The sequence below is a fragment of the Leptospira biflexa serovar Patoc strain 'Patoc 1 (Paris)' genome, assembly GCF_000017685.1.
Lineage (GTDB): Bacteria > Spirochaetota > Leptospiria > Leptospirales > Leptospiraceae > Leptospira_A > Leptospira_A biflexa.
Genome location: NC_010602.1, coordinates 2,115,628 through 2,129,115, shown reverse-complemented (window position 1 = coordinate 2,129,115; position 13,488 = coordinate 2,115,628). Strand labels below are relative to the sequence as shown.

General features: G+C 38.0%; 13 protein-coding genes. 10 read left to right on the top strand and 3 right to left on the bottom strand.

The window, feature by feature from the left end; all coding sequences use genetic code 11:
* The first annotated feature begins 73 nt into the window (after positions 1-73).
* Both LEPBI_RS10105 and LEPBI_RS10100 read left to right on the top strand, forming a co-directional pair.
* Positions 74-2,092: an oxidoreductase gene (locus LEPBI_RS10105; protein WP_012389018.1), complete on the top strand. Its 2,019-nt coding sequence runs from the start codon at positions 74-76 to the stop codon at positions 2,090-2,092.
* Positions 2,093-2,119: 27 nt separating this feature from the next.
* On the top strand, positions 2,120-2,977 hold the full coding sequence (locus LEPBI_RS10100; protein ID WP_012389017.1) for a TrmH family RNA methyltransferase: 858 nt from the start codon (positions 2,120-2,122) through the stop codon (positions 2,975-2,977).
* A 40-nt stretch (positions 2,978-3,017) separates the two neighbouring features.
* Here the strand turns inward: LEPBI_RS10100 and LEPBI_RS10095 are convergent, their stop codons facing one another.
* Genes LEPBI_RS10095 through LEPBI_RS10085 form a run of 3 tightly spaced genes read right to left on the bottom strand, consistent with a single transcriptional unit; the run spans position 3,018 to position 6,434 of the window.
* Complete coding sequence (locus LEPBI_RS10095; RefSeq protein ID WP_012389016.1) at positions 3,018-3,212, bottom strand: hypothetical protein; 195 nt, start codon at positions 3,210-3,212, stop codon at positions 3,018-3,020.
* Entirely contained in the window at positions 3,209-4,321 is a 1,113-nt protein-coding gene (locus tag LEPBI_RS10090; RefSeq protein ID WP_041769856.1) for a lysophospholipid acyltransferase family protein, read from the bottom strand. Before LEPBI_RS10090 ends, LEPBI_RS10095 begins: the two co-directional genes overlap by 4 nt.
* Before the next feature lie 58 nt (positions 4,322-4,379).
* Positions 4,380-6,434, bottom strand: coding sequence for an acyltransferase family protein (locus LEPBI_RS10085; RefSeq protein ID WP_012476303.1), 2,055 nt, complete (start codon positions 6,432-6,434; stop codon positions 4,380-4,382).
* Between the two features lie 187 nt (positions 6,435-6,621).
* Here LEPBI_RS10085 and LEPBI_RS10080 point away from each other — a divergent pair, with 187 nt between their 5' ends.
* From LEPBI_RS10080 to LEPBI_RS10045, 8 genes are read left to right on the top strand one after another with little or no spacing between them, the layout of a single operon-like run.
* Positions 6,622-6,960: a MarR family EPS-associated transcriptional regulator gene (locus LEPBI_RS10080; protein ID WP_012389013.1), complete on the top strand. Its 339-nt coding sequence runs from the start codon at positions 6,622-6,624 to the stop codon at positions 6,958-6,960.
* A complete protein-coding gene (gene rfbA / locus LEPBI_RS10075; RefSeq protein ID WP_012389012.1) occupies positions 6,957-7,841 on the top strand; it encodes a glucose-1-phosphate thymidylyltransferase RfbA in 885 nt (294 codons plus the stop codon). The genes LEPBI_RS10080 and rfbA overlap by 4 nt, the downstream gene beginning before the upstream one ends.
* A complete protein-coding gene (gene rfbB / locus LEPBI_RS10070; protein WP_012389011.1) occupies positions 7,842-8,864 on the top strand; it encodes a dTDP-glucose 4,6-dehydratase in 1,023 nt (340 codons plus the stop codon).
* Between the two features lie 40 nt (positions 8,865-8,904).
* On the top strand, positions 8,905-9,861 hold the full coding sequence (fcl, locus tag LEPBI_RS10065; protein ID WP_012389010.1) for a GDP-L-fucose synthase: 957 nt from the start codon (positions 8,905-8,907) through the stop codon (positions 9,859-9,861).
* 11 nt (positions 9,862-9,872) lie between these two features.
* Positions 9,873-10,880, top strand: a complete 1,008-nt coding sequence (gene pseB / locus LEPBI_RS10060; RefSeq protein WP_012389009.1) for a UDP-N-acetylglucosamine 4,6-dehydratase (inverting) — start codon at positions 9,873-9,875, stop codon at positions 10,878-10,880.
* A gap of 2 nt (positions 10,881-10,882) precedes the next feature.
* The gene (gene pseC / locus LEPBI_RS10055; protein ID WP_012389008.1) at positions 10,883-12,043 is read left to right on the top strand and encodes a UDP-4-amino-4,6-dideoxy-N-acetyl-beta-L-altrosamine transaminase; all 1,161 of its coding nucleotides are present in this window, start codon (positions 10,883-10,885) and stop codon (positions 12,041-12,043) included.
* Entirely contained in the window at positions 12,028-12,927 is a 900-nt protein-coding gene (locus LEPBI_RS10050; protein WP_338033408.1) for an aldo/keto reductase, read from the top strand. Before pseC ends, LEPBI_RS10050 begins: the two co-directional genes overlap by 16 nt.
* On the top strand, positions 12,924-13,475 hold the full coding sequence (locus LEPBI_RS10045; protein ID WP_012389006.1) for a GNAT family N-acetyltransferase: 552 nt from the start codon (positions 12,924-12,926) through the stop codon (positions 13,473-13,475). The genes LEPBI_RS10050 and LEPBI_RS10045 overlap by 4 nt, the downstream gene beginning before the upstream one ends.
* Positions 13,476-13,488: the final 13 nt, after the last annotated feature.

The following is a 13,488-nucleotide window of genomic DNA, read 5'->3' as shown; positions in this document are numbered from 1 at the left end:
AAGTTATATCCGTTCTTTATTAGATTGCAAGTAAATCTTGCCAAATTCCCTGAATTTCTACACTTGGGTCTTTATGACAGCATATCCCACATTACTTTCTCCCTTATCTCTTGGATTCACCACACTCAAAAACCGAACCATCATGGGTTCCATGCACACTGGTTTAGAGGAAGCTCCGAATGGTTACGATCGGATGGCCGCATTTTACGGGGAAAGAGCGAAGGGTGGTGTCGCACTCATTGTCACAGGAGGCATTGCTCCGAATGAAGCAGGGCGTGTGGCAAAGGGTGGTAGTGTGATGGACACGGAAGAGGAGGCTCTCCACCACCGAGTGGTCACGGAAGCTGTCCATAAAGAAGGTGGAAAAATTGCCATGCAAATCCTACATACAGGAAGGTATGGGTATCATGATAAAATTGTTGGGGCATCCAATGTCCGAGCACCTATCAATATGTTCAAACCACACCCTCTCACAGAAGAGGAAATTTGGAAAACCATTGAAGATTTTGTACGCTGCTCCGAATTAGCAAAGTTAGCTGGATATGATGGGGTTGAAATTATGGGGAGCGAAGGTTACCTCATCAACCAATTCATTGCCAAAAGGACAAACAACCGAATCGATGATTGGGGAGGGAGTTTTGAAAATCGAATTAAGTTCCCAATTGAAATCATCAAGGCTGTTCGAAAAAAATTAGGTACAGACTTTATCATCATCTACCGTCTGTCAATGTTAGACTTAGTGGAGGAAGGTGGAAATATAGACGAAGTCCTTCACTTGGCAAAAGAAATTGAAAAAGCGGGAGCAACCATCATCAACACAGGGATTGGTTGGCATGAAGCAAGGATTCCAACCATCGCCATGATGGTACCAAGAGCTGCTTTTACTTGGGTCACAGCAAAAGTGAAGGGACATGTCAACATTCCCTTAGTTACTTCTAACCGGATCAATACTCCTGAAGTTGCGGAAGAGGTTCTTTCACGTGGTGATGCCGATTTGGTTTCTATGGCACGTCCTTTCCTTGCGGATTCCTTTTTTGTGGAAAAAGCGAAAGCTGGTAAACCAGAAGAGATCAACACTTGTATCGCTTGTAACCAAGCATGCCTTGATCATATTTTCCAAGGAAAAACCGCAAGTTGTTTGGTGAACCCTAGAGCTTGCCATGAAACGGAACTTGTCATCACCCAAACAAAAAATGTAAAAAAAGTTGCCGTAGTGGGAGCTGGGCCTGGTGGGATGTCTTGTGCCAAAACTCTTGCGGAACGTGGGCATTCCGTCACATTGTTTGATGCGCAATCCGAATTAGGTGGTCAATTGAACATTGCCAGACGAATTCCTGGTAAAGAAGAGTTTAAAGAAACCATTCGCTATTTTGATACGATGTTAAAAAAATTCAAAGTGAATGTGAAACTGAATACTTATGTATCGAGTGAAGATTTGATCGCAGAAGGTTTTGAAGAAGTCGTACTTGCAACAGGAGTCATTCCCAGGATTCCTGAAATTCCAGGGATCAATGGACCGAATGTTCTGAGTTATGTGGACGTTGTATTAAAAGGCAAACCAGTTGGAAAAAGGGCAGTCGTCATGGGAGCAGGTGGAATCGGATTTGATGTGAGTATTTTGCTTACAGATCCAGGCCATGCATTTACCACAGAAAATTACTTAAAGGAATGGGGGATCCAAACCTCCATCGAAAAGAACGGTGGCCTTGGTTCCAAAGAAACGCCAACGGGTGTAAGAGATGTTACCATGTTAAAACGTTCGAATAGTAAATTTGGAGCCACACTTGGTAAAACCACAGGTTGGATCCATAAAACCTCTTTGGAAGACCGTAAGGTGAACCAAATCTCCGGTGTGACGTATAAAGCAATTGAGTCAGATGGAGTTGTCATCGAGGTGAAAGGGGAAACAAAAAAAATCCCTTGTGATACAGTGGTTGTCTGCGCAGGCCAAGACCCGAACCGGGCACTTTTGGAACCTTTACAGAAAGCCAAAATCCCTGTGCACTTAATTGGTGGTGCCGACCTTGCTTCCGAACTAGATGCCAAACGAGCTATTGACCAAGGGACAAGGCTTGCTGTTTCGATTGGCTAATTTGCACTTCGAAACTCACCCAGTTTCATGGGAAACAAATCTGATTCGGTTCCCATGAAAGCACTGAAAGTTTCTGTCCGGAATGCTGAATTCCAAATCATTTCGGCCCTCCGGACGAATCGCACCAAACGAAGCCAAGAGAAGGAAGTTTTTGTAGAAGGAACAGAGCCCATCAAGCAATTACTCGCCGCTCGGTGGAAGGTCACGCGGATCCTTTACCGCGAGAATGTTCCCTTATCTAGTTGGGCAAAAGAAGTTTTATCCCTCCACAAAGAAGCAAAACAGTTTGAAGTGAAAGAAGAATTGTATTTGGAACTTTCGGAAAAGGAAACACCATCCGAATTACTCATTACGGCAAAAATTAAGGAATCAGAGTTAACGATTCAATCCAAAAAAACGGAACAGCAATCAAACCAAAACAAACCATTCTACCTACTTTTTGATAGGCCCAGTGATTTAGGGAATTTCGGATCTTTATTACGTTCTGCTGATGCATTCCAAGTGGATTGTGTTTTTGTCATTGGACATTCAATTGATGTGTATGATCCGAAGGTCATCCGTTCCAGTTTAGGAACACTATTTCACACCAAACTTGTGTTTGTGAATGAATTTGAATCACTCGTAAGATTTGTCCAAATGGAGAAAAAACGGAATGGGCTTGTTGTAGTCGGTAGCGATTCAAGTGGTGATTCAAATCTAAGAGAAGTATCCATCCAAACACCAATTTTACTCATTCTTGGTAATGAAAAAAAAGGAATGAGCGTACAACTACAATCTATCTGTGACCGTATCGTCAAAATCCCTATGTTGGGAGTTGTCAACTCCCTGAACGTCTCTTGCGCAGGTTCGATTTTACTATGGGAAGTAACGAGGAACAGAAATTAATTCATAAAAATGACGATTGTCGTACACATTTGCATTGGAACTAACGGCAAGTGGCAATACTGCCATCAGGGTTGTATTTCACACTCGCTCCCGATGTGAATTGGATGTATTTGACCCCGTCCACACAAACTTCATCGTAACCAAAGTACTTGGCACAACCTCTCGATATGGTACCACAACCTAATAAAAATAAGGTGGAAAAAAGTAGGATCCGAATTGGTGTGAAGTGTTTCATGTTTTGACTCCTGTTTCCATTGCCAGTTGGTTCCAAATTTGTTCTAATTTTGTTAAGTGCGCTGTGAGTTGGTTTTTATGGTACAAGACGATATTTGATTTTTTTAAATTGTGGAGCGATTTTGGGATATGATACAAAATTTCTTTAGTTTTGATCACTTCATCTTCCCAATCGATAAAATTTACCTTTTTTAATTTTGAAAAAATCAATTCCAATTGTGATTGGAAGTTTTCTTTGCGTAATTCGGAGGCAATCGTGATTTCAGGAAATTGTTTTTCCAAATGGAGTTTGAACTGGGATAATAATTGAACCAATTGTTGTTTTTTAATTTTTGTTTCCGTTCCCAATTTTAATAATACGAAGGATGTTAAATTTCCAAGAGTGACTGTATAATGTTTCCCCAATGTTTCAGCAACCAGTTTGACCACTTGGTCAGCCGGCATATCATTTGGTATTTCAAAAGGTTTACCATATTTGATATAAAGTTTAGTTTTTTTGTATGATAAGTGATCATAGGTTAATGTAAAACTATTGAAGTGAAGTTTGTCAATTTTGGATTTGATGTAGTAGGCACCTCGTTTGACTTGGTTTAAAAAACCATCATGGTTATAGGTTCCTTCTGGAAACATAAACAAATTACGTCCTTTTCGAATATGGGCCACAAGATCAGTCCATTCACTATCCACTTTGTCGCGGAGTTCTCCTTTTTTAATGAGTTCTCTAGCATTGTCACGGAACGGCCGTTTGATGGGAACCGCCCCAATGTATCGCAGTAAAATGGGAATGATATTGGTTGCATCAATGAATTTTAGAATCCACTTGAGGAATCCTTTGGCACGAAATTCTTTCTGTAAAAATCCACGTTTTAAAATGTCTTCTCTTGCAGGAATGATCATTTTGATTTTTGGATTGAGTCTTGGATAGACCATGGAGAGGGAAACAACGTCTGCTTCGGATACATGATTGCATAGTAGGGCGGATGGGTATGGCGCTTCCAACTCTTCATTTTCAGGAAAGTTTTCTTCAATGGAATGGAATACGAGGCCTTTCGCGAGACTTACAAGTTTGATGAGAAAGTCATAAGGGATCGTATGTGTTTTAGGCTTCATTGAGGTAGGTATCTTACAAAAAGCTGTTTTGGTCAATTGGATTCTGGTTTGAACCTGGTCATTCTTTGATCGATTCTACAAGTTTCAAAAGGGTTCCTTTTGCCAGTTTACTTGCTTCCTTACTTGGGTGAGAAAATTCATCACGGTATAAAAATTGTCCATTGGGATGTTGGAATCGACACACTGTATCTGGGCAAAAAACATCCAATAGATCCAAAACATAAAAATTGGAATGCCGATTTTGTAGTTCTTGGAGAGCCGTAGTGAGTGGTTTTCTTTTGAATATCGTCTCTTCTTTGGAGAAATAGTGGCAAGGAGGATCTAAGTGAAAGTGCCACCATTGTTTGATCGCCATGTCGGGCGTACAGTTTGAATCTCTCATAAACGGAATCGTATGTTGTAAGATGAGATTGATTTTTTTTGCTTTCAATTGACTAATGAAATTGTTGAGTTCAACCTGAAACAATTTTATATTTTCAACTTCATCCGTGAGGCCATTGATATCAAAAACCATAATCACATGGTCATTTGGCTTTAATTCTTTGATCAGTTCTGGAATCAATTGATCCCAATAGTAATGGCTCGTGTTTTCCCATTTGCTTGTAAAGGATAGGTTCGGTGTAGGTGCGCTTCCTAAGGACGAGGTAATCGTTACAGAAGAGTTTGATTCGATCAACGATTGGAACATTGGTGCCATGGCAACGCTATAAGAATTTCCAATGACCAAAGAATTTCGTTTGTGATTGAACTTTTTCCCCAAAGTGCATGTTTTCATCGATATTTGTTTCGACAGATCTTTATTGTTTACGAGTACGCATTGATTGGGATCCCAAATTTCTTCGCCAAAGGAAACGGGCTGGAGAAGGTTATGGACTCCTTTCGATTCTAAATTGGCTGTTTCACCAAGAAAGAATTTACCATTTAAATAAAATGGATACAACCCTAATCGAATTAAAAGAATGAGTATGATTGAGCTTGAGATTCCTATAGAAACGGGAGAAAATCTTCCGTTTGCATTCCAATGTTTCCATTTCCATTCCTTTTTTCTAGCTGGAGTTTCTATCCAATAATAGGAAATCATCGCGAAAGCAAAACATAAGAAAAGAATCAGTGGAATCAATGTTGTGGTGATACCATAGGTCCATCGAAAGAAGGTGATGACAGGCCAGTGCCAAAGATACAAAGAATAAGATAATAGTCCAATCCATTGAAGAGGTTTCCATTGTAAAAATCCAATGACCTTATTTGTTTCATGTGAGAATAACAAAATGGCAGATGTTAAAAGGGAAACAAGAAGTGTATCATTGATTGATGGATGAGTTTTTGCATTTGGATTCAATAAAAAGTATAAAAGACTGACAAGGCAGACAGGTAAAACAACGTTTGCCGTCAGTTGATAGAGTTTTCGAATTTGATTTGAATTGTTTTGCAATGCATCACAAATCAAAAAGACAAGAGATCCTAAACTCAATTCCCAAAAACGATTGTGCACAAAGTAAAATGCTTTGATTGGTTGTTTATCAAAGTTATTGCGATAAACAAAGATCGATAGTAACGTGAGTGCTGAGAGTATGATGAAAAAAGGGATCACTCGTTTTTTTTGGTGAAAAAAAAGCCAAAACAAAATAGGAAAAAAGAGATAAAATTGTTCCTCCACTCCAAGTGACCATGTGTGTGTGAATGCATTGAGCTCTGCTGTTGTACTAAAATAATCGGTCGCCATGTTTGCGAGGAATAAGTTACCCATTCCAATAAGGGAAAATAATCCTGTTTCGATGCTCATGGTTGTATGGTGGGATTCGTGCGAAGAGAAAAGAAAGGTGATCGTGACGGAAACCACCACTGTGAAGAGGAGAGCAGGTAACAGTCGTTTGACTCTTCTTGTCCAAAATTGTTTGAGAAAGGAAACGAAAGAGGTGGTTTCCTTTTCTAAAAGTGATTTGGTGATGACATAACCTGAAATGACAAAGAATAAATCGACACCCAAATAACCGTTCGGACTCATTTCATGTTTGATATGATTGAGAATGACTGCGATGATTGCGATGGCCCGAAGACCGTCTATTTCCTTCCTATACATCTGTAATGGAGATGCTGGACGCAATCGATCCATCGTCCACTTGATTTTAGCGGAAATCCACTTCTTTGTGTTCAAGAGCTGAACAATTTTACTTGACCTTGTTCATAAGATGAACACATTTTGACAAAGAATGGGACTCAGGGGGCGAAGCTATGCCTGGGGATCTTCACTGCCACGCTAGGCGCCAACTAAGGTTCCTAAATTCGGTTTCTCATCACTGATGAAAGAAAATTTCCAATACAACGACCATCACCTGAAGCTTCTCCAGCTTTTAGAAGAGAATCCCCATTTATCACAAAGGGATGCATCCGATGTTCTCGGACTAAGTCTCGGTAAGGTGAATTATATTTTGAAAGCCTTTTTAGACAAAGGCCTTATCAAGATGAATAACTTTCGTAACAATAAAAATAAACTCGCGTATACCTATTTACTCACACCACAAGGCATCGAAGAAAAGGCTAGAATGACCCTTCATTTTTATGAAATCAAAAAAAGGGAATATGAGGAACTTCGTGCGGAAGTGGAAAAGTTAGGGGAAAGTGTGGAGGGTTTGGGTTGAAAGGGATTATTTTGGCAGGCGGGTCTGGAACAAGATTGTATCCACTCACCAGGGGAGTCGTTAAACAACTACTCCCCGTGTATGACAAACCGATGATCTATTATCCATTGTCTGTCCTCATGCTTGCAGGGATCAGGGAAATATTGATTATATCCACTCCGAATGATACGAAACGATTCGAGGATCTTTTTGGGGATGGAAGCGATTTAGGCTTAAAAATTCAATACATAATACAACCTTCTCCAGATGGTCTAGCGCAAGCTTTTTTATTAGGAGAAGATTTTATAGGCAATGATGACGCATGCCTCGTATTAGGTGATAATATCTTTTACGGAGACGGTTTGATTCAGATGTTATCTGATACTATTTTGGAAGTAAAAGAGTCCCAAAAAGCAGTCGTATACGGATATACGGTAAAGGATCCAGAACGATATGGGGTTGCAGAATTGGATTCTGAAATGAATGTTTTGTCAATAGAAGAAAAACCTCTGAAGCCTAAAAGTAATGTCGCTGTAGTTGGTTTGTATTTTTATCCGCAGGATGTAATCAAACTGGCAAAACATGTAGTTCCATCGCCAAGAGGGGAGCTAGAGATCACATCTCTCAACCAATTGTATTTAGAACAATCGCGACTTAAATGTAAACTTTTGGGGCGGGGGTACGCTTGGCTCGACACAGGAACTTACGATAGTTTGTTGGAAGCATCTAATTTCATTGAGGTGATTGAAAAAAGACAAGGTTTGAAAATTGCCTGTTTAGAAGAAATCGCATTTCGTAAAGGTTTTATCGGTTTGGAAACTTTAAAAAAACATGCGACACTGAATCAAAAAAATCAGTACGGTGTCTATCTGCAAGAAATTGTGAATTCGGTGATGAGATAAATGGAATTCAAGAATGTTTTGGTGACAGGGAGTGCCGGATTCATTGGATCCAATTTTGTTCCTTACTTTTTGGAAACACATCCCCATGTTCATGTTGTCAGTTTGGATAAAATTACGTATGCAGGGAATCTGGATAACTTAAGTTCTATTATTTCCGAAAAACGACATACATTTGTAAATGGTGATATATGTGATGCAGAACTCGTCGGCTCATTGTTTGAAACATACAAGTTTGATTTGGTTGTTCATTTTGCTGCGGAAAGTCATGTCGATAATTCCATAATAAATCCAAAGATCTTTTTAGAAACTAATGTGATTGGAACGTTTCAGCTTTTGCAGACGGCCTATTCAACTTGGTTCTCGGCTCCGTTCCAACGAAAACCAGGATTTGAGGCGGCTAAATTCATTCATATATCGACAGATGAAGTTTTTGGTTCTTTAGGTGAATCTGGGTTTTTCACAGAAGACTCACCTTATCAACCAAATTCACCATATAGCGCAAGTAAGGCTTCATCAGATCATATTGTAAGAAGTTATTATCATACCTATGGTTTGCCGATGATCATTACTAATTGTTCCAATAATTATGGACCAAAACAACATAATGAAAAATTGATCCCTACCATTATTAGAAACGCACTAGAGGACAAGAACATTCCGATTTATGGAACGGGAATGAATATACGAGACTGGCTTTTTGTCATGGATCATGTCAAAGGAATAGAAAAGGTGATTTTATATGGTAAACTTGGTGAGACATACAATATCGGTGGAAACAATGAACTTACAAACAACCAAGTTGTGAATGTCATTTGTAATCATTTAGATAAAGTAATCCCAAGAGGAAACGGAAAATCATATTCGGAACTCATTATGTATGTGTCCGATAGGCCTGGGCATGATAAACGTTATGCGATTGATGCAACTAAAATGAAAAAAGATCTGAATTGGATTCCGGAAGAAACATTTGAAACTGGAATTGTCAAAACCATCGATTGGTATTTGAAAAAATATAAGAATTAATACTCTCTGAAAAGAAGAATGGAATGAAGTAGTTTTCAGTATGAAAAAAAACTCAAAAATCTATGTCGCAGGGCACAATGGACTCGTAGGCTCCGCATTGGTCCGAGTCTTAAAACAACAAGGATTTACCAATGTGATTGGTAGAACCAGAAGTGAACTTGATTTAACGAACCAATTAGAAGTGAATCAATTCTTTGAAAAAGAACGCCCTGAATATGTTTTCCTTGCCGCAGCCAAAGTCGGTGGAATCCATGCAAATAATTCCTACCCCGCTGAGTTTATATTCTCAAACTTACAAATCCAAAATAATATTATTGATGCAACCTATCGATATCAGGGCAAAAAGCTATGTTTTTTAGGTTCCTCTTGCATTTACCCTAAATTTGCAAAGCAACCTATGGACGAAGGTCAACTGTTAGATGGAAAACTTGAACCGACAAATGAGCCATATGCCGTGGCAAAAATTGCGGGAATTGTGATGTGCCAAAGTTACAATAGACAATACGGCACCGAGTTTTTTTCAGTGATGCCAACAAACCTTTATGGACCCGGTGATAATTATCATCCGCAAAATTCGCACGTCTTACCTGCATTACTTCGTAGGTTTCATGAGGCAAAGGTGAATGGCCTTCCTGAAGTAGTCATTTGGGGTACGGGCAATCCACTTCGCGAGTTTTTGTACTCGGATGATATGGCAAGGGCATGTGTTTTTTTGATGCAAAACTACAGTGAGTTTCAAGAATCTCGTGGTGGAGAACATGTAAATGTTGGATCTGGGATTGAAGTGAGCATTCGGGAACTTGCCGAAACTCTCAAAGATGTAGTGGGTTATCATGGTAAACTTACGTTTGATTTAACAAAACCAGACGGAACGCCTAGAAAGTTATTGGATGTTTCTAAATTACATAGAATGGGTTGGAAACACGAAGTGGAGTTGAGAGAAGGAATTCGATTGGCATATGATGATTTCCTGCAAAATGGTGGAATTGAAAGGTAAGGGAATAAGAGATGAGTGTAAAATCGATATTAGTAACTGGTGGAACGGGATCTTTTGGAAAAAGGTTTATAACAAGATTGATCAAAGCATATCCAGATGTAAAACGTGTAGTTGTTTTTTCTCGCGATGAGTTAAAACAGTATGAGATGTCTATGGAGTTCCCTAGTGATGAATACCCACAAATTCGGTTTTTTATTGGCGATGTCAGAGATAAATCACGACTCCTTTATGCTTTGGAAGGGATTGATACCGTAATCCATGCAGCAGCGTTAAAACAAGTTCCTGCTGCTGAGTATAATCCATTTGAAGCAATCAAAACAAATGTATTGGGTGCTCAGAATTTAATTGAATCGTGCATTGAAAAAGGTGTGAAGAATGTTGTCGCACTTTCCACAGATAAAGCAGCAGCTCCTATCAACTTGTACGGTGCCACTAAGCTTTGTAGTGATAAACTCTTTATTGCTGCAAATCTTTATAAGGGAAATCATGATATTAAATTTTCTGTGGTTCGCTATGGAAATGTTATGGGTTCACGTGGTTCAGTGATTCCTTTTTTTCAAAAGCATAAAGAAAAAGGATTCTTGCCAATTACTCATCCTGAGATGACTCGTTTTAACATTACGTTAGATGAAGGTGTGGATTTGGTATTCTATGCTCTACAAAATATGTGGGGAGGAGAGATCTTTGTACCTAAAATTCCAAGCTATCGAATCTTAGATGTAGCAGAAGCAGTGGCTCCTGGATTAGAAACAAGGATAGTTGGAATTCGTCCGGGAGAAAAATTACATGAGGAGATGATTACGGAAACGGATGCATTGAGTACGCTAGAGTTCGACAAATATTTTGTCATTCTGCCTTCGTTTAAAACTTCATGGGATGTCAAAGATTTTAAGAAGAAGTTTAACGGGGATTTTTGTAAGGAAAACTTTCGTTATAATAGTGGAGAAAATCACGAATGGTTAAGTGTGGAAGAAATCCGTAATCTGATCACCTCGAAAGTAAGTGCTGGATTGGTTTGACTATGATTCCTTATGGCAAACAGAATATAAATGAAGCAGATATAAATTCGGTAATTGAAGTTTTAAAATCTGATTTTTTAACGCAAGGTCCAGTTGTCGAAGATTTTGAAAAAGCTATCGCTGGTTATTGTAATGCAAAATATGCGGTTAGTGTTTCTAATGCAACTGCTGCTCTTCATTTGTCATGTTTGGCTTTAGGTCTTAGTAAGGGTAAATTAGCTTGGACATCTCCGAATACGTTTGTTGCAACCCCCAATTCTGTTCTGTATACAGGTGCAGAGGTTGATTTTGTTGATATTGATCCCAATTCCTATAATATCTCTTTCGATGAATTGAGGAAAAAGTTAGTCGAGGCAAAAGCAAAACGAAAAGTTCCTGATGTTTTGCTTCCTGTACATTTTAGTGGTCAATCCTGTGAGATGGAAGAAATCTATCAATTATCAAAAGAATATGGGTTTCATATAATCGAGGATGCTTCACATGCGGTAGGAGCAAAGTATAATGATAAGCCTGTTGGTAGTTGTGAATATTCTGATTTGTGTGTTTTTAGTTTTCACCCTGTAAAAATTATTACAACGGGTGAAGGTGGAGTCATTACAACGAATCGGAAAGATTTATATGATCTTTTGATTCGGCTTAGGTCACATGGGATAACTAGAAATCCCGATCTAATGACAAAAGAGTCTGATGGCGAATGGTATTATCAGCAATTGGAATTAGGTTATAATTACAGGTTAACAGAATTACAGGCAGCCCTTGGATTGTCACAGTTAAAAAGACTCGATGAATTTGTTTTAAGAAGAAATCAGATTGCGGAAAGATACAATATTCTTCTAAAAGATTTTTCAATAAAGTTGCCAACTGTATTAACTAAAAACTATTCTTCTTACCACCTATTTGTGATTCAAATTGATGAGTCAAAATGTAAAAAAAGCCATAAAGAAGTTTTTTCAGATTTAAGAAAAAATGGAATAGGAGTCCAACTTCACTATATTCCAGTACATACCCAACCATATTATCAATCATTAGGTTTTAAAATAGGTTCATTCCCTGCGTCAGAGAAGTATTATGCGGCAGCTATTAGTTTGCCGGTTTATTTTGATTTAAAGGATTCAGAACAAGATAAAGTTGTTGAAACTTTAAAGGTATGCCTTGGTTCATGAAAATTGGATTAGGTACTGTCCAATTCGGTATGGATTATGGGGTATCGAACCAAACGGGAAAAACAAATCAAGCCGAAGTGAATTTAATCTTAAATAAGGCACTTGAGTTAGGAATTCGAAAGTTAGACACTGCTTATTTATATGGAGATAGCGAATCTGTTCTTGGTCAAAATCAAAAAGAACTGAATGGCTTTGATGTAATTACAAAAACTCGAAAGTTTGGGAATACTGCATTTACTAAAGATGACGCAAAATTAATTCGTGAAAGTTTTTTAGAATCGCTGAGTCGTTTGAAATTAAATAAAGTATACGGTTTGATGTTTCATGATTCTTCCGATCTATTAAAAGAAAATTCTGGTTATTTATGGGATGAATTAGTATCACTTAAATCAGAAGACAAAGTCACTAAAGTTGGAGTTTCTGTTTACTCACTCAATCAAACGGAAGAAATTTTAAAAAAATATCCGATTGAAATCATCCAGTTTCCATTAAATATTTATGATCATTCCTTTCTGCAAAATGGATTTTTGTCAAAGTTGAAAGAAATCGATATTGAAATACATGTTCGATCTGTATTTTTACAGGGGTTGGCATTAATGTCATCCACTGAATTGCCTGCTTATTTTAAATCAGTAAAAAATCATATCCAAGAATGTCAGGAAATGTTGAGAAGTAGGGGCGTTACAATGCTCGAAGCTTCTTTGAATTTTATCAAATCCATTAAGCAAGTAGATTTTGCAATATTGGGTATTAACAATATTTCACAACTATTAGAAATAATCGATTCCTATCATTCCGGAAAAAATTTCGAAGGAATCGATTATTCTAAATTTGCAATTTTTGACGAGAGTATTACCAATCCTTCCAAATGGAAACTCAAATGAGTGTAAAATACCCAACAGGAAATAAAATTTATCTCAGGGATCTTCAGGTACAAGATGTTGGAGATCGCTACTATTCCTGGTTAAGCGATCCAGAAATTAATCAATATATAGAAACAAGATTTCTTCTACAATCTAAGGATGTAATTGCAGATTTTGTAAAATCAAAACAGGGCAGCACAAATGAGATTCTTTGGGCAATATGTGAGAAGGAAAACAATCGCCATATTGGAAATATTAAACTTGGACCAATAAATTGGTATCACCGATTTGCGGATATTAGTTTGTTTATTGGTGAAAAGGATTGCTGGTTTAAAGGATATAGTTCTGAATCAATTTCTTTAGTCGTTGATTTTGCCTTTAATACATTAAATTTGCACAAGGTGAAAGCTGGAGCTTATTCTCCTAATCTCGGTTCAATTCGGTCGTTTGAAAAAAATGGATTTAGTCAAGAAGGATTATTAAAAAATCATTTTTATTCAAATGGAAGTTATGTTGATGGAGTGCTTCTTGGGCTTACCCGTGAAGATTATAAACTCAAACGTTTATAATCTTCAATAAATA